The 22,403-nt window shown below is 72.5% G+C and carries 20 protein-coding genes; 14 read left to right on the top strand and 6 right to left on the bottom strand.

All coding sequences use genetic code 11. The features are described from left to right. Complete coding sequence (locus HDA33_RS08940; RefSeq protein ID WP_184172634.1) at positions 1-552, bottom strand: hypothetical protein; 552 nt, start codon at positions 550-552, stop codon at positions 1-3. A gap of 136 nt (positions 553-688) precedes the next feature. Between HDA33_RS08940 and HDA33_RS08935 the strand changes: the two genes are divergently transcribed. After that, positions 689-1,978 (top strand): adenylosuccinate synthase, encoded by a 1,290-nt coding sequence (locus tag HDA33_RS08935; protein WP_184173893.1) that lies wholly within the window; start codon positions 689-691, stop codon positions 1,976-1,978. Positions 1,979-2,171: 193 nt separating this feature from the next. Here the strand turns inward: HDA33_RS08935 and HDA33_RS08930 are convergent, their stop codons facing one another. Then, positions 2,172-4,391 (bottom strand): catalase, encoded by a 2,220-nt coding sequence (locus HDA33_RS08930; RefSeq protein WP_184172632.1) that lies wholly within the window; start codon positions 4,389-4,391, stop codon positions 2,172-2,174. 191 nt (positions 4,392-4,582) lie between these two features. On the opposite strand from HDA33_RS08930, the gene HDA33_RS08925 reads away from it, so the two are divergent. Both HDA33_RS08925 and HDA33_RS08920 read left to right on the top strand, forming a co-directional pair. Beyond that, complete coding sequence (locus HDA33_RS08925) at positions 4,583-5,368, top strand: carbon-nitrogen hydrolase family protein (RefSeq protein ID WP_184172630.1); 786 nt, start codon at positions 4,583-4,585, stop codon at positions 5,366-5,368. A gap of 148 nt (positions 5,369-5,516) precedes the next feature. Beyond that, positions 5,517-6,056 (top strand): hypothetical protein, encoded by a 540-nt coding sequence (locus tag HDA33_RS08920; RefSeq protein WP_184172628.1) that lies wholly within the window; start codon positions 5,517-5,519, stop codon positions 6,054-6,056. Positions 6,057-6,170: 114 nt separating this feature from the next. On the opposite strand, the gene HDA33_RS08915 is transcribed toward HDA33_RS08920, so the two are convergent. Continuing rightward, on the bottom strand, positions 6,171-6,884 hold the full coding sequence (locus HDA33_RS08915) for an IclR family transcriptional regulator (RefSeq protein WP_158493611.1): 714 nt from the start codon (positions 6,882-6,884) through the stop codon (positions 6,171-6,173). Positions 6,885-7,034: 150 nt separating this feature from the next. Here HDA33_RS08915 and hutU point away from each other — a divergent pair, with 150 nt between their 5' ends. The 4 genes from hutU to hutH all read left to right on the top strand — a co-directional run bounded on the left by hutU (position 7,035) and on the right by hutH (position 13,119). After that, on the top strand, positions 7,035-8,732 hold the full coding sequence (gene hutU, locus HDA33_RS08910) for a urocanate hydratase (protein ID WP_184172626.1): 1,698 nt from the start codon (positions 7,035-7,037) through the stop codon (positions 8,730-8,732). A 114-nt stretch (positions 8,733-8,846) separates the two neighbouring features. Beyond that, positions 8,847-10,223, top strand: a complete 1,377-nt coding sequence (locus HDA33_RS08905) for a YjiH family protein (protein ID WP_184172624.1) — start codon at positions 8,847-8,849, stop codon at positions 10,221-10,223. A gap of 47 nt (positions 10,224-10,270) precedes the next feature. Continuing rightward, complete coding sequence (hutI, locus tag HDA33_RS08900; RefSeq protein ID WP_184172622.1) at positions 10,271-11,476, top strand: imidazolonepropionase; 1,206 nt, start codon at positions 10,271-10,273, stop codon at positions 11,474-11,476. 29 nt (positions 11,477-11,505) lie between these two features. Beyond that, positions 11,506-13,119 carry a histidine ammonia-lyase gene (hutH, locus tag HDA33_RS08895; RefSeq protein ID WP_184172620.1) on the top strand — a complete coding sequence of 538 codons (1,614 nt, stop codon included), beginning with the start codon at positions 11,506-11,508 and terminating at the stop codon, positions 13,117-13,119. A 102-nt stretch (positions 13,120-13,221) separates the two neighbouring features. On the opposite strand, the gene HDA33_RS08890 is transcribed toward hutH, so the two are convergent. Beyond that, on the bottom strand, positions 13,222-14,532 hold the full coding sequence (locus HDA33_RS08890; protein WP_184172618.1) for an MFS transporter: 1,311 nt from the start codon (positions 14,530-14,532) through the stop codon (positions 13,222-13,224). After that, positions 14,529-15,191, bottom strand: a complete 663-nt coding sequence (locus HDA33_RS08885; RefSeq protein WP_184172616.1) for a flavin reductase family protein — start codon at positions 15,189-15,191, stop codon at positions 14,529-14,531. The genes HDA33_RS08890 and HDA33_RS08885 overlap by 4 nt, the downstream gene beginning before the upstream one ends. 102 nt (positions 15,192-15,293) lie before the next feature. On the opposite strand from HDA33_RS08885, the gene HDA33_RS08880 reads away from it, so the two are divergent. Beyond that, complete coding sequence (locus HDA33_RS08880; protein WP_184172614.1) at positions 15,294-15,971, top strand: GntR family transcriptional regulator; 678 nt, start codon at positions 15,294-15,296, stop codon at positions 15,969-15,971. Positions 15,972-16,010: 39 nt separating this feature from the next. On the opposite strand, the gene hutG is transcribed toward HDA33_RS08880, so the two are convergent. Beyond that, positions 16,011-17,096, bottom strand: a complete 1,086-nt coding sequence (gene hutG, locus HDA33_RS08875; RefSeq protein WP_184172612.1) for a formimidoylglutamase — start codon at positions 17,094-17,096, stop codon at positions 16,011-16,013. A 177-nt stretch (positions 17,097-17,273) separates the two neighbouring features. Here hutG and HDA33_RS08870 point away from each other — a divergent pair, with 177 nt between their 5' ends. The 6 genes from HDA33_RS08870 (at position 17,274) to HDA33_RS08845 (ending at position 22,399) form a co-directional block, all read left to right on the top strand. Beyond that, positions 17,274-18,260 carry an ABC transporter ATP-binding protein gene (locus HDA33_RS08870; RefSeq protein WP_184172610.1) on the top strand — a complete coding sequence of 329 codons (987 nt, stop codon included), beginning with the start codon at positions 17,274-17,276 and terminating at the stop codon, positions 18,258-18,260. Continuing rightward, positions 18,253-19,107 carry an ABC transporter permease gene (locus tag HDA33_RS08865; protein ID WP_184172608.1) on the top strand — a complete coding sequence of 285 codons (855 nt, stop codon included), beginning with the start codon at positions 18,253-18,255 and terminating at the stop codon, positions 19,105-19,107. The genes HDA33_RS08870 and HDA33_RS08865 overlap by 8 nt, the downstream gene beginning before the upstream one ends. Before the next feature lie 147 nt (positions 19,108-19,254). Then, positions 19,255-19,443 carry a hypothetical protein gene (locus HDA33_RS08860; protein WP_151436973.1) on the top strand — a complete coding sequence of 63 codons (189 nt, stop codon included), beginning with the start codon at positions 19,255-19,257 and terminating at the stop codon, positions 19,441-19,443. 207 nt (positions 19,444-19,650) lie between these two features. Next, on the top strand, positions 19,651-20,763 hold the full coding sequence (locus tag HDA33_RS08855; protein WP_184172607.1) for a sensor histidine kinase: 1,113 nt from the start codon (positions 19,651-19,653) through the stop codon (positions 20,761-20,763). Positions 20,764-20,830: 67 nt separating this feature from the next. Then, complete coding sequence (locus HDA33_RS08850) at positions 20,831-21,508, top strand: response regulator (protein ID WP_184172605.1); 678 nt, start codon at positions 20,831-20,833, stop codon at positions 21,506-21,508. Positions 21,509-21,607: 99 nt separating this feature from the next. Then, the gene (locus HDA33_RS08845) at positions 21,608-22,399 is read left to right on the top strand and encodes a GAP family protein (RefSeq protein ID WP_184172603.1); all 792 of its coding nucleotides are present in this window, start codon (positions 21,608-21,610) and stop codon (positions 22,397-22,399) included. The last annotated feature ends 4 nt before the right edge of the window (positions 22,400-22,403 follow it).

Raw genomic sequence — 22,403 nt, 5'->3', positions numbered from 1 at the left:
TCAGCGAACGACGCGGATCCGCCGCACCACGCACACCACGATCACCGCGAGACCGGTGAGCGCGCTGACGGCCGCGAGGGCGAGGCCTGCCACGGAGCCGACGTCCATCGCGGTGCTCTTGCCGAGCAGGTCCATGAGCACCGGGGTCGTGGCGGCGGAGTCCGGGTGGTCGCCGGCGTCGGGGAAGAGGATCGCGGCCAGCGCGAAGGACCCCCAGCAGACGCCCAGCAGCGTGTGCAGCAGGCGGCCCAGCCGGATGCCGCCCCGCTGCTCGTCCAGCGGGTTCACGCGGGGCAGGAGGAACAGGCTCCCCACCATGAGCATGAGGAAGAGCTCGTGGGGCAGGGCGCCGAAGAGCATGTAGACGACCGTCATCCAGCCGTTCGCGCCGAAGTTGGAGCGTAGGGCGAGCGCGATCAAGGGCAAGGCGAGGAGGGCCAGCGCCCACGGCAGCACGGCCCAGGGGCGCCACGTGCCCACGCTCGGGCCCTTGCGGGTGGGGGCCGGGGCGGTGACGCCCGAGTGCTGTGTGTGGGGCGCTGCGGTGCTCATGGAGCCAGCGTAGCCAGAGGGTGGCATCCGTCACGCTGGTAGGATTCGGGGGTACGGCCTCCGTGCGCACTGCAAGGAGGCGTCTTCCATGTATGGGCCCGAACGGGGCGACCCGCGGCCCTGAGGAGAGATGCAGATGCCAGCGATCGCGATCGTCGGAGCCCAGTGGGGCGACGAGGGCAAGGGCAAGGCCACCGACCTGCTGGGCGGGCGGGTGGACTACGTCGTCAAGCCGAACGGCGGCAACAACGCCGGCCACACCGTCGTCGTCAACGGCGAGAAGTTCGAGCTCAAGCTCCTGCCCGCCGGCATCCTCTCGCCCAACGCGACCCCCGTGATCGGCAACGGCGTGGTGGTGAACCTGGAGGCGCTGTTCGAGGAGATCGACGGGCTCGAGTCCCGCGGCCACTCCTGCGCCCACCTGAAGATCTCCGCCAACGCCCACCTGGTGGCGCCGTACCACCAAACCATGGACAAGGTCACCGAGCGGTTCCTCGGCAAGCGCGCCATCGGCACCACCGGCCGCGGCATCGGCCCCACCTACATGGACAAGGTGGCCCGCCTCGGCATCCGCGTGCAGGACATCTTCGACGAGTCCATCCTGCGCCAGAAGATCGAGGGCGCCCTGCGGCAGAAGAACGAGCTGCTGGTCAAGCTCTACAACCGCCGGGCCGTCACCGTGGACGAGGTCGCCGAGTACTTCCTCGGCTACGCCGAGCGCCTGCGCCCCATGGTCGTGGACTCCGTCAACCTGCTCAACGACGCCCTGGACGAGGGCAAGGTGGTGCTCATGGAGGGCGGCCAGGCCACCTACCTGGACGTGGACCACGGCACCTACCCGTTCGTCACCTCCTCCAACCCGACCGCCGGCGGCGCGTCCGTGGGCGCGGGCATCGGCCCCACCCGGTTCTCCCGCACCATCGGCATCGTGAAGGCCTACACCACCCGCGTGGGCGCCGGCCCGTTCCCCACCGAGCTCTTCGACGAGATGGGCGAGCAGCTGCGCGCCACCGGCGGCGAGTTCGGCGTGAACACCGGCCGCCCCCGCCGCACCGGCTGGTACGACGCCGTGATGGCCCACTACGCGGCCCGCATCAACGGCTTCACGGACTACTTCCTCACGAAGCTGGACGTGCTGACCGGCATCGCGTCCATCCCGGTGTGCGTGGCGTACGACGTCGACGGCGTCCGGCACGACCGCATGCCCATGACGCAGACCGAGTTCCACCACGCCAAGCCGATCTTCGAGCACTTCGACGGCTGGACCGAGGACATCTCCGGCGCGCGCGAGTTCACCGACCTGCCGCTGAACGCCCAGCGCTACGTGGAGGCCCTCGAGAAGCTCTCGGGCTGCCGGATCTCCGCGATCGGCGTGGGTCCGGGCCGCGACCAGGTGGTCCAGGTCCGCGACCTCATCGACGGCTGACCCGCGCGGGCGACGACGGCGCGCGCCTCAGCGCCCGCCCCCGCTTTCGTGCGGGAGACGGGAGGTTGAGGCGCCGCCGTCGTCGTCCGTTCGTCGCTTTCGTGCGGGAGACGGGAGCCGCCGGCACCTTCGTGTGGGAAACGGGGCTCCCGTTTCCCACACGAAGGTGCCGCCCGTGCCGGGGTGGGCCGGGTCAGTCGGCGAAGCGGCCCGTGGTGCCGAAGCGCTCCCACACGCGGTGCGCGGGCATGAGCTCCCGGAGCTTCGCCACGGCGGCCGCGCCGCCCTCCACCGACTCCACGCCCAGCGTCCCGGTGATCTTCAGCGCGTCCAGCACGGCCGCGCCCTCGCCCACGCCGAGGACGGCCTTGGCCTGCCGCCACGCCTCCTGCACCAGCTTGGCGACGCGCGGGTCCACGCCCTCGGGCGCGTCCGCAGCGGACTTCGCGTCCAGCCCGTGCTGCGCGTCGGCCGCGGGCGGGGTCGCCCCCATCACGACGACGGCGTCGAGCTCGACCGACGCCGCGGTCAGGTAGGTCCGCTGCGCCACGATCCCGTCAGCCACCGGCCCGCCTCGCGGAGCGATCACGAGCGGGACCATGCCCGCGTCGTGGATGCCCTGCACGGCGGTGCCGAGCTCCCCGGCGTCCGCCTCCGGTCCCACCACGAGGCCCACCTGCCGGCCGTCGAGCGGCCACTGGCCGCCCACCTGGGAGAGGGCCGGCGAGGGCGTGACGTCCGCCGGCGACTCGGCCGGCTCCGGCACCTCCCGGCCGAGGCCGGCGGCCACGGTCTCAGCCAGGCGCGCGTCGATCGCGGCCAGGGCGCGCAGCTGCCGCACCCGCACCGTCTCCTCGAAGCACTTGCCGAGCTCGAACGTGTACGCCTGCGCCACGTGCTCGCGCTCCACTTCGCTCAGGGAGAGGAAGAAGAGGCGGGCCTGGGAGAAGTGGTCGTCGAAGGAGGCCGCGTGGGCGCGCTCCTTGACCGACGCCGGCAGCGGCTCCGGATGGTCGATGAACGCGCGCTCGTCGGCGGGGGCCTCGAACGGCATGCCGCCATCGAGGGAGTTCGGCCGGTAGGGGGCCACGCCGCGGTGCACGGCGGACTGGTGCATGCCGTCGCGCAGCATGTCGTTGACCTGGGCGTGCGGGCGGTTGATGGGCAGCTGGGTCCAGTTGGGCCCGCCGAGGCGCGTGATCTGGGTGTCCAGGTAGGAGAAGAGACGGCCCTGCAGGAGCGGGTCGTTCGTGACGTCGATGCCGGGCACCAGGTTGGCCGGGTTGAACGCCACCTGCTCGGTCTCCGCGAAGTAGTTCGTGGGGTTCGCGTTCAGGGTCATCAGACCGATCGGCTGCACCGGAACCAGCTCCTCCGGCACCAGCTTGGTGGGGTCCAGCAGGTCGATGCCCTCGACCGTCTGGTCCTCGGTGTCCTCGAACACCTGCACGCCGAGCTCCCACTCCGGGAAGGCGCCGGCCTCGATCGCGTCGGCGAGGTCGCGGCGGTGGAAGTCGGGGTCGGCGCCATTCGTCACGAGCGCCTCCTCCCACGTCACCGAGTGGGCGCCCAGCTTCGGCTTCCAGTGGAACTTGACCAGCGACGTCGTGCCGTCCGCCGCGATGAACCGGTACGTGTGGACGCCGAAGCCCTCCATCATGCGGTACGAGCGCGGGATGCCGCGGTCGGACATGTTCCAGATGGTGTGGTGCTGCGCCTCGGTGTGCAGGGAGACGAAGTCCCAGAACGTGTCGTGCGCCGACTGGGCCTGCGGGATCTCGCGGTCCGGGTGCGGCTTCACGGAGTGCACCACGTCCGGGAACTTCATGGCGTCCTGGACGAAGAACACGGGCATGTTGTTGCCCACCAGGTCCCACGTGCCCTCGTCCGTGTAGAACTTCGTGGCGAAGCCGCGGGTGTCGCGGGCCAGGTCGAACGAGCCGCGCGAGCCGGCCACGGTGGAGAAGCGCACGAAGACGGGCGTCTCCTTGTCCTTGGCGAACACGCCGGCCCGGGTGATCTTCGCGGCGGTGCCGTAGCCGCGGAACACGCCGTGGGCGCCGGCGCCGCGCGCGTGGACGACGCGCTCGGGGATGCGCTCGTGGTCGAAGTGGCTGATCTTCTCGCGCAGGTGGTGGTCCTGCAACAGGGTGGGGCCGCGGCGGCCGGCCTTGAGGGAGTGGTCCGAGTCCTGCAGGCGCGTGCCGTGGGCGGTGGTCAGGTACGGGCAGCCCTGGGCCGCCGTGGCGGGGTCGGCCCCGGTGTCCTGGCCGGTGGGCGAGACCGAGGCCGGGCCGCGCTGGTCCGGGGCCGGCATGGCGGCGTCGTCCGACGACGTCGGCGCGGTCCGCTCCTCAAGGTCGGGGGTGCGGGGGCCCGGGGTGCCGGGGATGTCGGGCTGCTGGGTGGTCATGTCGTGCTCCTTGTGCTCGACGGCGCCGCGCGCGTTCGCGCGCGACGTGCTGGGGACGCAGCATCGGGCCGGCCGCGGCCGGGACGGTGCTGTCCCCTCAGCGTGGGGCCTCGACCAGGCTCTGACCAGGGGTGATGGCCGTCCGGGCGGCACGAAAGTGCCCGGGGTGGGGGCGTGGCTAGGCTGGGGGCATGAGGATCAGCGTCGGACAGTTCGGGCCCGTGGGCGACGTCGAGGCGAACCTGGCCGTGATGGCCCGCCTCGCCGCCCGCGCCGCGGGCGAGGGGGCGGAACTCCTGGTGCTGCCCGAGGAGGCCATGCTCGGGGCCCGCGAGGTGGGGGAGGAGTTCCCCGACGCCGTCGCCGCGGCCTGGGAGCCGTTCGCCGCGGGCCTGGCCGCGCTGGCGCGTGAGCACGGGATCGCCGTCGTCGCGGGCGGCTACGAGCCCGGACCGGACCGGCGTCCCTACAACACGCTGCTGGCGGTGGGCGCGGATGGCGCCCGGCTGGGCGCGTACCGCAAGCTCCACCTCTACGACGCGTTCGCGCATCGCGAATCGGACCGGATCAGCCCCGGCGACGGCGGCGTCGCGGCGATCGAGCTCGGCGGGCTCCGCCTGGGCCTGCTCACCTGCTACGACCTGCGCTTCCCCGAGCTGTCCCGGCGTCTCGCGGTGGAGGGCGCGGACGTGCTCGTGATCCCCGCGGCGTGGTTCTCCGGCGAGCACAAGGTGGAGCACTGGCGCACCCTGCTCAAGGCCCGCGCGGTGGAGAACACGGTGTGGGTGGCCGCGGCGGACACGTGCTCGGACGGCACCGTGGGCCACTCGATGATCGTGGACCCGCTGGCGCTGCCCGTCGCCGAGCTCGCCGACGAGCGGGAGGCCGTGGTGACCGCGGAGGTCACCCGCGAGCGGATCGACGAGGTCCGGGAGTTCCTCCCCTCGCTCGCCAACCGCCGCACCGACGTCCTCTGAGCCGCCCCCGCCCGGCGGACGGGTCACCATTACCCCCTCGGGCTGGGAAAAGCCTAAAATCACGTCAGACGTGCAACCAGACGTGCAACCAGACGGGCGCCCTGGCGCCCGGAACGCGCCCCGCCCGGGGCGGGACGGGAGATCAGAGATGACCATCAACGCCGACGGCAGCCACGCCGTCCAGCCCCACAGCGCGAACGCCCACACCGCCCCGGCCCGCCCCGTGCGCCACGCCGTGGTGGAGGAGGAGGTGCTCGAGCCGCTGCGCCCGGTGGACGGCTGGGGCTTCACCAACCGCGTCATGCTCGTCTCGGTGCTCGTCGTGATCATCGGCGACGTCGTGCGTGTGCTCACCGGCGGCCTGGGTGATCCCAACGGCTCCGTGGCGCTGGGCGAGACCGGCCGCGGCTGGGTCGTGCTGGTGCAGTCGTTCATGTTCGGCCTGGTGGGCGGCGCCCTGGCGGGCGCGGCCGGCTACCTGATCGTGCTGCTGATGGGCGGGGCCGCCCGCTCCGTCGTGCGCTACGTGGTCGGTGGCGTGGTCGGCGGCTTCCTCGGCGCCGTGGGCGTGTTCGCGGTGTTCTCCAACACCGCCCTCTACGGCTCGGGCCTGCACCTGTACTGGATGCTGCCGGTGGCCGGCCTGCTCGGCGGCCTCTGGGCGGGCGTCGTCTCCTCCCGCCGCTGATCCCCGCAACCGGCGTCTCGGGCGCCGGGCACAGAGAAAGGCCCCGGTTCCGGCTCTCGCCGGGCCCGGGGCCTTCTCCGTCATCACTCGCACCTTCGATGAGGTGGCTTCAGCCTACGAACTCGCCTTGGGCTTTCCAGGGGAGTCGGCTGGGCGTTCCCTGGGAGTGTCGGCCGCCCCGAGCAGGTGTGCCAGTTCGTCGGTGGCGGCGACGAGGGCTGCCCCGCACCGGTCCGCCAGCTCGTCCGTGCAGCGGTAGGCCGGCACGAGCGTACTGAGCGCACCGACCACCGTGCCCGCCACGCTGATGGGGGCGGACAGCGAGGTGACGTCCTTCTCCACGGAACGGGTGCGCAGCGTGTAGTCCCCCGCGGCCACGCTGCCGCGCAGGGCGTCGCCCACGGCCGTGCCCGCCAGGGGGACGGTGCGTCCGACCCAGTTCGTGTGGCGGACCGAGTGCGTGCCCTCCACGATCGCCAGGTAGACGGCGGAGGCCGGAGGGGTCGTCACCGAGAGGTAGACGGATTCTCCCGTGGCGGCCACGACGTGGTCCATCGGCCCGCGGGCCAGCTGCACGAGCGAGTCCCGGGAGAAGGCCCGCGCCCCGAGCTGGATGAGGCGCACGCCGGGGCGGTAGGCGCCGTCGTCGTCGCGGGCCACGAAGCCGGATCCCTCGAGGCTGCGCAGCAGGCGCAGCGCCGTGGACGCCGGCAGCTCCGTGGCGCGGGCGGCCTCGGTCAGGCTCAGCCGGGGCTGCTCGGTGACGGCGGCGAGCAGGTCCAGGGCCCGATCCACGGTGCGCGTCGAGGCGGTGGGGGTGGTGGTCATGACAGGGAGCGTAGCGGGTGCGGGACACGCGGATCAGGCTTGCGCGTGAGCCGAGTCACTGTTTCAATGTTCGGAAAGTGCATGCCGATCCGTGAAATCACCGGGGCCACCCGTCCCGGCGGCGCACGCACCCCGTCGAGAGGAACTGCCATGGCCGTGGGCTTCACCCAGCACGACCCGTCCCGCACCATCCGCGCCCCGCGCGGCACCGAGCTCTCCGCCAAGTCCTGGCAGACCGAGGCCCCGCTGCGGATGCTCATGAACAACCTGGACCCCGAGGTCGCCGAGCGTCCCGAGGACCTCGTCGTCTACGGCGGCACCGGCCGCGCGGCCCGCTCCTGGGAGGCCTACGACGCCATCGTCGCCACCCTCAAGGACCTCGAGGAGGACGAGACCCTCCTGGTGCAGTCCGGCAAGCCGGTGGGCGTGTTCCGCACCAACAAGTGGGCCCCGCGCGTGCTGATCGCCAACTCCAACCTCGTGGGCGACTGGGCCACGTGGCCGGAGTTCCGCAAGCTCGAGGCCGAGGGCCTCATGATGTACGGCCAGATGACCGCCGGCTCCTGGATCTACATCGCCACCCAGGGCATCCTGCAGGGCACCTACGAGACCTTCGCCGCGATCGGCCGCAAGCGCTACGACGGCTCCCTCAAGGGCACCCTCACCCTCACCGGCGGCTGCGGCGGCATGGGCGGCGCCCAGCCCCTGGCCGTCACCCTCAACGGCGGCGTCTGCCTGATCGTGGACGTCTCGGAGGGCCGCCTGCGCCGCCGCATGGGCAAGCGCTACCTGGACGAGGTGGAGACGGACATCGACAAGGCCGTCGAGCGCGTCATGCAGGCCAAGCGCGACGGCGAGGCCGTCTCCGTGGGTCTCGTGGGCAACGCCGCCGAGGTCTTCCCCGAGCTGCTCGAGCGCCAGAAGCGCGGCGAGATCGAGATCGACATCGTCACGGACCAGACCTCCGCGCACGACCCGCTGTCCTACCTGCCGATAGAGATCGCCGAGGCCGACTGGCAGGCCGAGGCCGAGGGCGACCCGGAGACCTTTACCAAGAAGGCCCAGGAGTCCATGGCCCGTCAGGTCGAGGCCATGGTCGGCTTCCAGGACATCGGCGCCGAGGTGTTCGACTACGGCAACTCCATCCGCGATGAGGCCCGCAAGGCCGGCTACTCCCGCGCGTTCGAGTTCCCGGGCTTCGTCCCGGCCTACATCCGCCCGCTGTTCTGCGAGGGCCTCGGCCCGTTCCGCTGGGCCGCGCTCTCCGGCGACCCGGAGGACATCCGCGTGACCGACGAGGCCCTGAAGGAGCTGTTCCCCGAGAACGAGCACCTGCACCGCTGGCTCGACGGCGCCGCCGAGTTCGTGGAGTTCGAGGGGCTGCCGGCCCGCATCTGCTGGCTGGGCTACGGCGAGCGCCACAAGGCCGGCCTGCTCTTCAACCAGCTCGTGGCCGAGGGCAAGGTCAAGGCGCCGATCGTGATCGGCCGCGACCACCTCGACTCCGGCTCCGTGGCCTCCCCGTACCGCGAGACCGAGTCCATGCTGGACGGCTCCGACGCGATCGCCGACTGGCCGCTGCTCAACGCGCTGACCGCCACCTCCTCCGGCGCCACCTGGGTGTCGATCCACCACGGTGGCGGCGTCGGCATCGGCCGCTCCATCCACGCCGGCCAGGTCGGCCTGGCCGACGGCACCGAGCTGGCCGCGGCCAAGCTCGAGGCGCTGCTCACCAACGACCCGGGCATGGGCGTCATCCGCCACGTCGACGCCGGCTACTCCCGCGCCGCCGAGGTCGCCGCCGAGCGCGGCGTCCGTGTGCCCATGGAGGCCACGATCCGGGACTGACCCCGGTCACGTCGTCGGACGACGGTGCCGCCGCGCCGTCGCCGTCCGACGACTTCACCGCCGCGAGCCGGACGGGCGCCCGCCCGTCCGGCTCGCGATCGAAAGGACACCACGATGGACTCGTCCCGCCCCGCAGACCACGAGCTGCACGCCGACACCACCGCGATGGCCGCGATCGAGGCCGACGCGCCCCGCCCGCCGGCGCGCTGGCGCATGATCGTCTACTCGGCGATCGGCATCGTCATGTTCTTCGTGCCCGTCACGATCAACGGGGCGAGCTCCATCCCCCTGGACCACCTGGTGACCTGGGTGCGCGGGCTGCTCGGCCCGGCCGACCGCTGGGTGGGCCTGGCCATCATCGCCGCCGGCGCCGTGTACCCGTTCGCCTCGGGCCGCTGGCGGACCAGCACCACGCGGACGGTCTTCGCCCTCCTCGCCGTGCTCGGCCTGGTCGCCTCGGCGATGGTCGTGTTCGGCGTGGGCCCGAGCTGGATCCTGGACGAGAGCATCGGCCCGTTCCTGATGGACAAGCTCGTGGTGCCCGTGGGCCTGATCGTCCCCATCGGCGGCGTCTTCCTGGCCCTCGTGATCGGCTACGGCCTCATGGAGTTCGTGGGCGTCTACCTGCGCCCGGCCATGCGGCCGATCTGGCACGTGCCCGGTCGCGCCGCCGTCGACGCCGTCGCCTCCTTCGTGGGCTCCTACGCCCTGGGCCTGCTGCTGACGAACCGCATGTACACCGGCGGCCGCTACACGGCCCGCGAGGCGGCGATCATCGCCGTCGGCTTCTCCACGGTGTCCGCGACCTTCATGGTGATCGTCGCCAAGACGCTGGGCCTGATGGACATCTGGCTCTGGTACTTCTTCGGCACCCTCGTGGTGACGTTCGTGGTCACGGCCATCACCGTGCGCATCCCGCCGCTGAGCCGCATCCCGGACGAGGTGTACCCCGGCGCGGTGCACTCGCCCGAGCAGGCCGTCACCCGAGACCGCTTCCGCGTGGCCCTGCGCGCCGCCGAGCAGACCCTCGCCGAGGCCCCGTCCCTGCCGAAGAACATCTGGGTCAACTTCCGGGACGGCCTCGTGATGGTGCTCCAGATCCTGCCCTCCATCATGTCCGTGGGCCTGATCGCCCTGGTCCTGGCCACCTACACGCCCGTGTTCGAGTGGATCGGCGTGATCTTCTACCCGCTGTTCTGGGCGCTCGGCTACTCCGACCCCGGCCTGCTGGCCTCGGCCTCCGCCACCTCGATCGCCGAGATGTTCATCCCGGCCACGATGGTGGCCGGTCACGAGGACCTCGTCGCCCGGTTCGTGATCGGCGTCGTCTGCGTCTCCGCGATCATCTTCTTCTCCGCGGTGGTTCCTGCCATCCTGGCCACGGACATCCCCGTGAAGATGTGGCACCTCCTGGTGATCTGGGTCGAGCGCGTGGCGCTCACCATCGTGCTGGCCACGCCGCTGGCCCACCTGGTGGCCGCGCTCACCTGAGGCCCGCCCCACCGCCCCACCCCCGTCCGTCCCGCAGAGAGGCCCCCATGCGCTCCACGCTCATCACCGACATCGCCGAGCTGACCACCGTCGACCCCGAAGGGCGGGTGCTCACGGACGCGGCCGTCGTCGTCGAGGACGAGCGCATCGCCTGGATCGGCCCCGCCGCGGACGCCCCGGACGCGGACGACCGGGTGTCCGTCGAGGGCCGCGCCGTGCTGCCCGGCTGGGTGGACTCCCACACGCACCTCGTGTTCGACGGGGACCGCTCCGCCGAGTTCGAGGCCCGCATGGCCGGCGAGTCCTACGCGGCCGGCGGCATCGGCGTGACCACCTCCGCCACCCGCGCCGCCTCGGACGACCGCCTGGCCGAGCTGGTCCGCGGCCGGGTGGCCGACGCGGTGGCCGGCGGCACCACCTACCTCGAGACCAAGACCGGCTACGGGCTCACCGTGGAGGAGGAGGCGCGCCACGCGCGCCTGCTGGCCGGGCTGCGCGAGGAGGGCCTCGTGGACGAGGTGACCTTCCTCGGCGCCCACCTCGTGCCCCCGGGCCGGGACGCGGAGGGCTACCTCGACGACGTCGTCGGACCGATGCTCGAGGCCGTGCGGGAGCACGCGGGCTGGGTGGACGTGTTCTGCGACACCGGCGCCTTCGACGCCGAGCAGACCCGCCGCGTGCTCGCCGCCGGCGTGGCGGCGGGCCTGGGTGTGCGCCTGCACGGCAACCAGATCGAGCAGGGCCCGGGCGTGGGCGTGGCCGTGGAGTTCGACGCCGCCTCCGTGGACCACGTTAACCACCTCTCCGACGCGGACGTCGAGGCCCTGGCCGGCACCTGGACCGGCTGGGACCGCGCCTCGGCCACCGGCACGCCCGGCACCGTGGCCGGCTGCCTGCCCGCGTGCGACCTGTCCACCCGCGCCCCGCTGGCGCCCGCGCGTCGCCTGCTCGACGCCGGCATCGAGGTCTCCCTGGCCTCGAACTGCAACCCGGGCACCAGCTACACCACGTCCATGAACTTCAACGTGGGCACCGCCGTGCTGCAGATGCACCTGACCCTCGCCGAGGCCGTGCGCGCCGCCACCCTCGGTGGGGCCCTCGGCCTGCGGGCGCAGGACCGCGTCGGCAGCCTCGAGGTCGGCAAGCGCGCCGACCTGCACGTGCTCGACGCCCCCGCCGCCATCCACCTGGCCTACCGCCCCGGCATGCCGCTGACCCACGCGGTCTGGCGTGCCGGCCGCCGGGCCGTCTGATCGACCGACAGCAAGGAGAACGCATCACCATGACCACCCCTCCCGCCACCGTCACGCTCGGCACGTCCGGGGCCACCCTGGACGACGTCGTCGCCGTGGCCCGCCACGACGCCCGCGTGGTGCTCGCCGACGACGTGCTCGAGACCGTCGGCGCGGTGCGCCGCCACGTCGAGGCGCTGGCCGAGGCCGAGACGCCCACCTACGGTGTGTCCACCGGCTTCGGCGCGCTCGCGGACAAGCACATCCCGCTCGAGTCCCGCGCGCAGCTGCAGAAGTCGCTGATCCGCTCCCACGCCGCCGGCATGGGCCCCGTGGTGGAGCGCGAGGTCGTCCGCGCCCTCATGTTCCTGCGCGCCACCACGCTGGCCTCCGGCCGCACGGGCGTGCGCCCCGTGGTGGTCGAGACCTTCGTGGCCATGCTCAACGCGGGCATCACCCCCGCTGTGCGCGAGTTCGGCTCCCTGGGCTGCTCCGGCGACCTCGCCCCGCTCTCCCACGTGGCCCTGGCGCTGATGGGCGAGGGCGACGTCGTCGGGACGGACGGCGCGCTGCGTCCGGCCGGCGAGGCGCTCGCCGAGGCCGGGATCGACCCGGTCGAGCTGCGTGAGAAGGAGGGCCTGGCCCTCGTCAACGGCACCGAGGGCATGCTCGGCATGCTGATCATGGCGCTGGCCGACCTCGAGGAGCTCGCCGACACCGTGGACCTCACCGCCGCCATGTCCGTGGAGGCACTGCTCGGCACCGACCGCGTGTTCGTGCCGGAGCTGCACCTGCCGCTGCGCCCCCACCCGGGCCAGGCGACCTCCGCCGACCGGATGCTGAAGATCCTGGTGGGCTCGCCGATCGTGGCCAGCCACAAGGAGGGCGACTCCCGCGTGCAGGACGCCTACTCGCTGCGCTGCGCCCCGCAGGTGGCCGGCGGCCTGCGCGACACCCTCGCGTATGTGCGCACCGTGGCCGAGCGCGAGCTCGCCGCCACCGTGGACAACCCGGTGGTGCTCGACGACGGCCGGGTGAGCTCGAACGGCAACTTCCACGGGGCGCCCGTGGCGTACGTGCTGGACTTCCTGGCCATCCCGGTGGCCGACGTCGCCAGCATGTCCGAGCGCCGCACCGACCGCATGCTGGACCCGGCCCGCTCGCACGGGCTGCCCGCGTTCCTCGTGGACGACCCGGGCGTGGACTCCGGCATGATGATCGCCCAGTACACGCAGGCCGGGCTCGTCTCGGACATGAAGCGTCTGGCCGTGCCCGCGTCCGTGGACTCCATCCCGTCCTCCGCGATGCAGGAGGACCACGTCTCCATGGGCTGGCACGCCGCCCGCAAGCTGCGCTCGGCCGTGGAGAACTTCCGCCGCGTGCTCGCCGTCGAGCTCGTGGCCGCCGCCCGGGCGATCGAGCTGCGCGCCCCGCTGCAGCCCTCCGCCGCGACCGGTGCCGCCGTCCGCGTGATCCGCGAGGCCGGCGTCCCCGGCCCCGGCCCGGACCAGTACATGGCCCCGCAGCTGGCCGCCGCCGAGCAGGCCCTGCGCGACGGGTCCGTGCTGGCCGCCGTGGCGGAGGCGCTCGCGGGCGTGTCCGCCGACGCCGAGCCGCAGGACCTGGCCGAGGAGTCCGAGGGCGCCGAGGCCGAGGGGCACTGAGGGGGCAGAAAGCCCCGTCTCTCGCTTTGTGCTCACGACTCGCCGTCTGCCATTCGGGCGCGCGGCGAGTCGTGAGCACTTCTGTGTGTGGTCGGTCCCGGCTCAGGCCGCCAGGTCCACGTCCTTCGTCTCCTTCATGACCAGGCCGGTCAACCCGGTGAGGCCGCCGATCACCATGAGGTAGATCGGGAACGCGCTGGTCCAGCCCTGTGCCGTCAGCCACGTGATCAGGTACGGCGCTGTGCCGCCGAAGATCGCGGTGGCCAGCGAGAGCATGGTGGCCACGCCCTTGGCGCGCACCGCCGTGGGCAGCGCCTCGGACCAGACGGCGCCGTTGACGCCGAACAGCAGCGCCACGGCCAGCAGGGCGATGGTCTGCACGAGCAGGAACGAGGCGAAGGTGCCGTCCAGCATGCCGAACAGCGGGAACGGCAGCACCACGAAGAGCAGGCCGAAGGCGATGACCAGCGGGCGGCGGCCGACCCGGTCGCCCAGCAGGCCCGCCCCGAGGATGGCGACCAGGAAGATCACCTGGGCCACGAGCGAGGCCGAGAGGGTGGTGGACTTGTCCATCTGATGGGCCACCTGCGCGTGAGTGGGCAGGTAGATCAGCCACGTGTAGAACATCAGGGAGCCGCCCGCGGAGACCAGGAAGATCGTCAGCAGGCCGCGCCACACCGCACCCGGCTCCCGGCGGGGAGCGTCGTCGGCGGTGGGCACCACCTGCTGCGCCGCCGTGAAGTGCTCCGACTCCGTCAGGCTCCGTCGCAGGTACAGCGCATACAGGCCCAACACGCCGCCGATGCCGAACGCCACGCGCCAGCCCCAGGACGCCACCTGCTCGTGGGAGAGCAGCGTGTTGACGGCCAGGCCCACGAGCGTGGCCAGCATCGTGCCCACCACCACGGACACCCACGACGTCGCCCCGAACAGCCCGCGCCGGCCCTGCGGCGCCCGCTCCACGAGGTAGGTCACGGAGGTGCCCATCTCGCCTCCGTGCGCCAGGCCCTGCAGCAGGCGGGCAATGACGAGGATCACCGAGGCGAGGACGCCCACCGTGCCGTAGGTGGGGGTGAAGGCGATGATCAGGCTGCCGAGCGCGGTGATCATCATCGCCGCGAAGAGGCTGCGCTTGCGGCCCACCCGGTCCGCGTAGGCGCCGAACACGTAGCCGCCGATGGGGCGGGCGACGAAGCCCACCGCGAAGACGGCCAGGGTGGCGAGCAGCTCGGAGGTGGGGTTGTCCGCGTGGAAGATCTGCGCCGCGAAGACCGGGGCGAAGATCGTGTAGACGTTCCAGTCGTACCACTCCAGCGCGTTGCCGAAGTTCACGGCCAGCATGTCCTTCAGGCTCCGGGGGCGGGCCCCGGGCACGGGAGCGGGCCGGGCCGCACCGGTGGCCGCGGTGCTCATGCTCGCCCCTCGAGGCCGGCCTGGGCATCGCCGTCGGCGCCGGGCACCCGCATCTCGAAGGTCTCCCGGACCACGGTGTAGTCGAAGTAGCCCAGGCGGGCGATCGGCTGGATGCGCGGGATGTCGATGCGGCCGTCGGCGGTGATGACGTCGTCGTCGATGTGGATGGTGTCCACGTGGGCGAAGACCACGTCGATGGTGCCGACGTTCGAGTGGCCCTTGATGCGGTGCGTCGAGTGGTAGCGGCACTCGAAGCGCACGGGGGACTCGGCGACCATCGGGATGGGGTGGTTGTCCGCGTAGACCTTGGTGACGCCGTGCTCGGCGATGCGGTCCCACTCGCTCTCGCCCGGCTCCAGGGCCATGGCGGAGACGTTGACGGCCTCGCGCAGGTCGTAGGTGGCCATGTTCCACACGAACCAGCCGGTCTGCTCCGCGTTGAGGACGGTGTCCTTGCGGCGTCCGTCCGGGTACTGGTTCGCGGAGAACATCACCATGGGCGGGTCGAAGGTGAGGTTCTGCCACTGGCTGTAGGGGGCGATGTTCTCCTTTCCGTCCGTGCTCACGGAGGACAGCCAGCCGATGGGCCGCGGCACGGTGGAGCTCTTGAAGGGGGAGAAGGGCAGGGGGTTGGCCTCGTGCTGCGGGCGGTACTTCATGGGTCCTCCACGTGATGCCGGTAACAGGATGCGGGCCACGCTACGCCGCATATTCTGGATATATCAAGGGGGTGCGGGAAGATGACTGCCTAGGCTGGGCCCATGAACAAGTCGGAGGAGGCCTACGCCCGCCTGACGCAGAAGATCGAGACCGGGGAACTGCCACCGGGCGCCGTCCTCAGCGAGGCGGCCCTCATCGACGCCGCCGAGACGGGGCGCACACCCCTGCGCGAGGCCGTGCAGCGCCTCATCCGAGACCACTGGCTCCTGGTCGGGGGCGGACGTGGCCTGCAGGTCCCCGCGATCTCCGTGGACGACCAGCTGGAGAGGCTGGAGGTGCGGCGGTCACTCGAGGCGCTGGCCGTGGGACTGGCCTGCGCGCGGGCGGACGAGGAGCAGCTGGCCGCCGTCGCGGCCCACGTGCGACACCTGCGCACGGTGGAGGACCTGCCGGCGTACGTCGCCGCCGTCGGGCGCTCGCACGAACTCCTGCGCACCATCGCGAACAACCGCTATCTCGCCGATTCCCTGGTCCCGCTCCAGGGTCTCTCCCGGCGGTTCTGGCTCGCCACCACGAAGGGCCTGCCCGACGAGGTCGAACGCGGCCGGGCGTCCTACGTCCCGGCGCTGGAGGCGGTGACCCGGAGGGACTCGGCAGGAGCCCGGGCCGGGGTGCTGGCCCTGCACGACTTCCTGGCACGCTCAGCGCTGGACTACGCCGCCCGACGCGCGGCCCACGGCAGCGCCGAGCCCCCGGCCCCGTGGGCGGCGGGACGCTGACGCGCGCGGCCCCGCGCCTGAATGGACCCCCGGCCCGCCTCAGGCGAGCAGCGCCGTCGTCGTCCGGTGGCGGCTGACGATCGTGTGGATGAGCCGCGCCGCGGCCTTCGCCGTGCGGCCGTCCACGTCCAGGGACGGGTTGAGTTCCACGACGTCGGCCAGGGCGAGCTTCCCGGACTGGGTGGCCTCCAGCGTGCACGCGTGGATCACCTCGTACGGCACGCCGAAGCCGGCCGGTGCGCTCACCCCCGGGGCGACGGCGGCCGGCAGCACGTCCAGGTCGATCGTCAGGTAGAGCACGTCCACGGCGGTGATGAACGAGCGCACCCAGCGGCGCACGCCAGTGACGTCGGCGGTCTGGGCCTGCTCGTCGGTCACCCACGTGACCCCGCGTTCGCGCGCGGTGTCGAACAGGGCTCGGGTGTTGTTGGCCTCGCTGATGCCCACCACCGCGTAGGAGAGCTGATGCTCCGCCCCCTCGGCGTCGCGCAGCGCCTGCAGGAACGGGGTGCCGGAGCTGGGCCGCGGCGCCTCGCGCAGGTCGAAGTGCGCGTCCAGGTTGAGGATGCCCACGCGTGTGCCCGCATCCACGCGCGTGGAGCCGGTCAGGCCCGTGATCGAGGCGTAGGCGGTCTCGTGCCCGCCGCCGAGCACCACGGCCAGGTCGTGGGCGTTCAGCAGCCCGCTCACCACCGTGCCCAGCTCGGCCTGGCCCGCCTCGAGCTCGCCGGGGGCGTCGTCGTCGCCGCGGTCCACGGACACGTCGCCCGCGTCCACGAGCGCGCCCGTGCCCTCGAGGTACGCGAGCGAGGCGAGCGCGCCGCGCAGCGCCTCCGGGCCGTCCTCGGCGCCCACGCGGCCGTGGTTCCGGCGCACGCCCTCGTCCGAGGCGAACCCGATCAGCGCTGTGGAGTGCGTTCCCGACGATGGCGCGCCGGCGCCGGAGCTGCGCCCGTCCGCGGCGCTCCCGGCCGCGGGGTTCCCGTCCGCGGGACGCACGGTGGGGCGCACCGACTCGTGCCAGCGACGGTGCGCGGGGCCGTCGCCGTCCGTGCGGCCCGTCCAAGCGGGGGAGAGGGCTGCGGGCTGCGAGGAGGCGGGCTGAGGGGCGCGGTCGGCGGTCATGGCACCATCCCACGCCAGGCCGTGCCGTGAGGCAAGCCGGGCGGGTCGTGCAGGCCCGGCCGACGGCGTGTCGTCCGCAAGAGTGCACTTTCGAGACTCCCGCCACCTGGACCGGGCCGCCAGGGTGGCAGGGACCAGCGCCGCACCCACCGGCGCGGACCCCTCCGAGAGGACGAGATGCAACACGTGCTGGCCGCCCGGCGGCTCACCAAGACCTACGGCACCACCCGGGCCAACGACGAGGTGGACCTGACAGTGCGCCCCGGTGAGGTGGTGGGGCTGCTCGGGCACAACGGCGCCGGCAAGACCACCCTCGTCTCGCAGGCCGCCGGCCTCGTGCGCCCGGACGTCGGCACGCTCCACGTGGCCGGCGTCGACGTACTCGCCCAGCCGGCCGTCGCCCGCCGTGCGCTGGCGCTCCAGCCTCAGTCCCAGGTGCCTCTGGACGGGCTCAGTCCGACGTCGGCCATCCGCCTGGCCGCCCGGCTGCGCGGGCTGAGCCGCCGTGACGCCGCTGCGGCCGCCGCCGACCTCGTGGATCGCCTCGACATCGGCCGGTGGGCACGTCAGCGTGCCGGGGCCGAGGGGGCGGGCCTGTCCGGCGGCGTCCGGCGGCTCACCGCCTTCGCCATGGCCGCTGCCGCCCCCGTGCCGCTGGTGGTGCTGGACGAACCGACCAACGACGTCGACGCGGCTCGCCGTCGTCTGCTGTGGGCCCACGTACGCCGCCTCGCCGATGACGGCGCCGGAGTCCTCCTGGTCACGCACAACGTCGCGGAGGCGGAGTCCGTGGTGGACCGACTCGCCGTGCTCGACGGCGGCGCGGTGGTGGCCGCCGGCACTCCCCAGGACCTGCGCGGCCCGATCGGAACGGGGCTGCGCCTCGAGCTGTGGTCGGCTCCCGACGACGTCGCGCCGCCGTTCCCAGTGAGCCGGAGCGTCAGGACCGGGCGCCGCACGCTGCTCTCCATCCCCCGCGAGTCCGCCGAACATGCGGTGGCCTGGGCATCGTCCCTGCACCAGCGGGGCGCCGTGGAGCAGTTCTCCCTCACGCCGATGAGCCTCGAGGACGTCTATCTCGCCCTGACCGGGCCCTCTCCGGCTGGTCCGGCAACCACCCGCTCCGCGACCGCCTCCGCCGAGAAGGAGCCCGCTCATGTCTGACGTCACCGCCTTCGCCGGCCTTCGCCCGGCGCCCCGGCCCTCCGTCACTCCGGCGGTCACCGCCGCTCAGCCCCCGGCCGCACCGACACCACGACCGGTGCCCGCCCCGGCCCGCCTCGATGTGGTCTACCTTGAGCTGCTCCGCTGGTCCCTCGCGCAGACCGGCGCGCTGCTCCCCGTCGTCGTGGTGGTCCAAGCGGTGCTCGCCTTCGGGGTGGTCGTGGGGTTCGGTCTGCTGATCCCTGACCTGGACCTGCCCACCGCCGCCTACCTCGCGACGGGCGCCCCGACCGTCCTCATTCTGACGGTGGGTCTCGTGATGGTGCCGCAGGCGGTGTCCACGGCCCGTCTCCGGGGGTCCTACACCTTCCAGCGCTCCCTGCCCGTGCCCCGGCTCCTACTCCTGGCGGCCGACCTGACCATGTGGGGGCTGGTGGCGCTGCCGTCGATCGTGGTGGCCGTGGGCATCGGGGCGCTCTGGTACGGCTTCGAGCTCAGAGTGGACTGGCCGCTGCTCCTGGGCACCGCCGCGCTGACCGTGCTGACGGCCTCCGCCACCGGCTATGCGATCGCCGTGCTGCTCCCGCCCCTGTTGGCCCAGGTGACCACGCAGGTGGTGCTCTTCTTCATCATGCTGTTCTCGCCGGTGACCTTCCCACCGGAGCGACTGCCGGAGTGGTTCCAGGCCCTCCACGCCCTCCTGCCCGTCCAGGCCTCCGCGGACGCGATCCGGGCGGGACTGCTCGCGGACTCCTACAGCGTCTCCGGAGGCTCGCTCGTGGTGCTCGCGGTCTGGTGCGTGGCCGGCCTGGTGGTCACGCTCTCGGCGATCTCCCGGCGGGCGTGACGAGCTGGCCGACGCGGACCCGTGGTGTCCGAATGTTCCCGCCGATTCGGTACTTCCGTCTAACGAAGCAGGGGCGCAGGGTTTGCAAGATGGAGATGTCACGCGGAGGTCATCGGGTCCACCGCACATCGAGAGGACACCTCCGTCATGAAGAAGCTCTCCACCCTCGCAGCGTCCGCCCTGATCGCCGCGAGCCTGGCCCTCCCGGCCTCCGGCCCCGCCTCGTCCCACGTGTCGGTCTCACAGGCTGCCGGCGCTGTGGTGCATGAGGCGGTCGACCACGTCGAGCAGGGGACCGGCTTCCGGGGGCTGTGGTGCACGTTCATGCCCTGCTGACCCTTGGCCGCACCCCGTGATGACCCGCTCTACACTGCACGGGTGGGCATTGCATCGCGCGGTGGAGTCGGCCGTCCCGGCCGTCCGACGTCCGAGCCGGTGGCCGGGGGACGGGTGCGCCGCGCGCTCCGGTGGATCGGCGCCCCTCCCGTCCCCGGGGGGGCCCCGGTCCGGATCGTGGTTGCCGCTCTCGCGGTGGCGTTCACCATGGGTGACCTCACCTATCTCGGGGGCGTCGAGGGGCAGGCGGCCGCATGGGTCGCGGCCGCCGTCTACCTGCCGGTCCTCGCCCTCGCCGTCTCCGTCCGCGCCGCGGCCTTGTTGTGGATGCTCGAGGCCGTGGCCGGCATCCTCGTTCTTCCTGGCGAGGTCGCCCAGCTGGTGGCCGTGGGCTTGGTGGCGGTCGTTCTCAATGTCGTCATCACCTTCACCCTGGAGACCCGTGAGTGGAGGGTCTTCACGGCTCTTTCCGGCCTCTACGTCGTGGTGCATGCTGTCACCTCGGGCGGCGGCGCCTCGGCCATGCTCGTGCTCCTCACTCTGCTGGCTCTCACCACGGTGACGGGCGTGTTCCTCTCTCGCTATCGGGCGCGTTGGGTGCACGCCGCCGAACGGGTGGAGGCCCTGAATCGGGTCCAGAAGGAGGTGCGGGCGGAGGAGCGCACGGCGATCGCCCACGAGCTGCACGACATCGTCGCCCACGACATCACGGCGATCGTCATGCAGGCGCGCCGGGCCCGGTTCGTCGACGATGCGAAACGGCAGGAGATCCTCGAGACGATCGGCGACGCCGGCCAGTCGACCCTCGAGGACCTGCGGCGCATGCTGCTGGTCCTGCGCCGCACCGAGGACGTGGAGGCACCGACCCACGCCCAGGATCGAGACGCGGTCCTGGACGTGATGGGCTCCACGGAGGAGTCCGCCACCCTGAGCGCCGTGGGTCTCGCCGACACGCTCGAGGGGGTCGGAGAGGCGCTGCGCCGTGCCGGCATGGAGATCTCCCTGCAGGTCACCGGCGACATGACGGAGGTCCCCACCGTGATCCGCCAGTCCCTGCGTCGAGTCCTCCGCGAACTCGGCACCAACATCCTCAAGCACGGCGACCCGGATTCTCCGGTGACGATGAGCCTCGAGGTCGGCGACGGCGAGGTGACGGTGCGCACGCGCAATCGGATCGGCGCCACGGCTCCGGTGATGTCGTCCGGCACGGGCGTTGAGGCGCTGAAGACGCGTGTCGAGGTCTACGACGGGCGCATCTCCATGGGCGTCACGGCCGCAGACGAGTGGGCCACGCGCATCTGGATCCCCTTCCCATCCTGATCTCGCTGCTGCGGGTTAGGGTGGAATCGAGGGGGACGGGTGGGCCGGCTCCCGAGGGAGGGCCGACATGACCACGATCCGTCTGCTGCTCGTCGACGACGAGGGACTCACGCGGGAGACCCTGCGCGACTACATGTCCGCCGACCCCGACATCGAGATCGTGGGGGAGGCCTCGGACGGGCGCGCCGCCGTCGTGCAGGCCCGCGGTCTGGCGCCGGACGTGATCCTCATGGACATGCAGATGCCGAAGATGGACGGGGTGGAGGCCACCCGGCTCATCCACGAGGAGCATCCTGAGATCGGGATCCTCGGGCTGAGCACCTTCTCCACGGACCGCTACGTGGTGCCCCTGCTGCGCGCGGGCGCGTCGGGCTACCTCGTCAAGGACGCCCTGCCGGAGGAGATGGTCGCCGCCGTCCGCGCCGTCGCGACGGGTGAGTCGGTGCTCTCTCCGCAGGTCACCCGCCACGTCGTCCACGGCGTGGCCGAGTCCGTGCCGGCCGTCCCCGACGTGGACGAGGACCTCCTCAACTCCCTCACCGAACGCGAGCTCGAAGTGATCGACCTGCTCGCCCAGGGCAAGAGCAACAAGGAGATCGCGGCCGCCCTGTTCATCACCGAGTCCACGGTCAAGGCCCGGTTCGTGAAGGTCATGGCCAAGCTCGGCGTGCGGGACCGCGTACAGATCCTGATCACCGCCCTGGACCTGGGACTCGTTCGTCTCCCGGGATCGCGCCGCGCCTGACCCCCGTCCCGGCGGGCCGCCGGCCGTCGACGATAGGACACCCGCCGCCTGTACTTTCGTCCGCTGACCGGCCCGCGGCCGCTCGGAAGACTGGGCGGCATGACAGCGGACCTCGACGCCCTCCTCGCTCTGGCGCCCGTGCTCACGGCGCTCGCCCTCGTGGACGCGCTCAGCCTCGGAGCCCTCGCCGTGCCGGTATGGCTGCTGGCCGCCCCCGGCCGGCTGCGGACGGGACGCGTGCTCCTCTACCTCGGCACCCTCGCGGGGTTCTACGTCCTGGTGGGGATCGCCCTGCTGCTCGGCGTCTCCGCCGTGGCGGCCATGGACCTGGTGGACACCGAGTCCCCGGTCTTCCGCGCCGGCCTGTTCGCAGCAGGAGCCGCCCTGCTCGTGGCCAGCTTCGTGATCGACCCGGGAGGCGGCCGTCGACGCGGGCGTTCGCGCAGCGGGGCCGGCCGCCTGTCCCGCTGGCGGGACCGCGCCCTGGGCGCTCCGGACGATGACGGCCGCGTGGGGTCCCTCGGCCCCGTGATCGGCCTGGCGCTCGCGGCAGGCGTCCTCGAAGTCGTCACCATGGTCCCCTACCTCGGAGCCGTAGGCGTCCTGAGCGCATCGCCCCTTCCGCTGGCGGGCCAGATCGCGGCCCTCGCCGGCTACTGCCTCGTCATGATCGCCCCCGCCCTCCTGTTGGCGGTGTTCCGTGTGCTGTTCCGTGACGCCCTCACACCGCTGCTGCGCCGCCTGGACCGGTGGTTCGTGGACCACGGCACCTCCACCACGGCGTGGCTGCTCGGGATCGTCGGCGTCGTGCTGATGGTCCACAACGTCCGCTTCGTCCACGAGGTGCTCGCCGCCGCACCCGTGACATCCCTCGCCCCCGGCCTCCTCTGACCGC

This window comes from Micrococcus endophyticus (assembly GCF_014205115.1).
Classification (GTDB): Bacteria; Actinomycetota; Actinomycetes; order Actinomycetales; family Micrococcaceae; genus Micrococcus; species Micrococcus endophyticus.
This window is presented reverse-complemented; position numbering and strand designations above follow the sequence as displayed.

Bases quoted from the DNA above. Each gene is read 5' to 3' on its own strand.
- HDA33_RS08905 (WP_184172624.1), top strand. From the start codon at position 8,847: ATGGACTCGTCCCGCCCCGCAGACCACGAGCTGCACGCCGACACCACC.
- HDA33_RS08845 (WP_184172603.1), top strand. From the start codon at position 21,608: ATGACAGCGGACCTCGACGCCCTCCTCGCTCTGGCGCCCGTGCTCACG.
- HDA33_RS08915 (WP_158493611.1), bottom strand. From the start codon at position 6,884: ATGACCACCACCCCCACCGCCTCGACGCGCACCGTGGATCGGGCCCTG.
- HDA33_RS08890 (WP_184172618.1), bottom strand. From the start codon at position 14,532: ATGAGCACCGCGGCCACCGGTGCGGCCCGGCCCGCTCCCGTGCCCGGG.
- HDA33_RS08865 (WP_184172608.1), top strand. From the start codon at position 18,253: ATGTCTGACGTCACCGCCTTCGCCGGCCTTCGCCCGGCGCCCCGGCCC.
- hutG (WP_184172612.1), bottom strand. From the start codon at position 17,096: ATGACCGCCGACCGCGCCCCTCAGCCCGCCTCCTCGCAGCCCGCAGCC.
- hutU (WP_184172626.1), top strand. From the start codon at position 7,035: ATGGCCGTGGGCTTCACCCAGCACGACCCGTCCCGCACCATCCGCGCC.
- HDA33_RS08935 (WP_184173893.1), top strand. From the start codon at position 689: ATGCCAGCGATCGCGATCGTCGGAGCCCAGTGGGGCGACGAGGGCAAG.
- HDA33_RS08940 (WP_184172634.1), bottom strand. From the start codon at position 552: ATGAGCACCGCAGCGCCCCACACACAGCACTCGGGCGTCACCGCCCCG.
- HDA33_RS08930 (WP_184172632.1), bottom strand. From the start codon at position 4,391: ATGACCACCCAGCAGCCCGACATCCCCGGCACCCCGGGCCCCCGCACC.
- hutH (WP_184172620.1), top strand. From the start codon at position 11,506: ATGACCACCCCTCCCGCCACCGTCACGCTCGGCACGTCCGGGGCCACC.
- HDA33_RS08850 (WP_184172605.1), top strand. From the start codon at position 20,831: ATGACCACGATCCGTCTGCTGCTCGTCGACGACGAGGGACTCACGCGG.
- HDA33_RS08855 (WP_184172607.1), top strand. From the start codon at position 19,651: ATGGGTGACCTCACCTATCTCGGGGGCGTCGAGGGGCAGGCGGCCGCA.
- HDA33_RS08885 (WP_184172616.1), bottom strand. From the start codon at position 15,191: ATGAAGTACCGCCCGCAGCACGAGGCCAACCCCCTGCCCTTCTCCCCC.
- hutI (WP_184172622.1), top strand. From the start codon at position 10,271: ATGCGCTCCACGCTCATCACCGACATCGCCGAGCTGACCACCGTCGAC.
- HDA33_RS08870 (WP_184172610.1), top strand. From the start codon at position 17,274: ATGCAACACGTGCTGGCCGCCCGGCGGCTCACCAAGACCTACGGCACC.
- HDA33_RS08920 (WP_184172628.1), top strand. From the start codon at position 5,517: ATGACCATCAACGCCGACGGCAGCCACGCCGTCCAGCCCCACAGCGCG.
- HDA33_RS08925 (WP_184172630.1), top strand. From the start codon at position 4,583: ATGAGGATCAGCGTCGGACAGTTCGGGCCCGTGGGCGACGTCGAGGCG.
- HDA33_RS08860 (WP_151436973.1), top strand. From the start codon at position 19,255: ATGAAGAAGCTCTCCACCCTCGCAGCGTCCGCCCTGATCGCCGCGAGC.
- HDA33_RS08880 (WP_184172614.1), top strand. From the start codon at position 15,294: ATGAACAAGTCGGAGGAGGCCTACGCCCGCCTGACGCAGAAGATCGAG.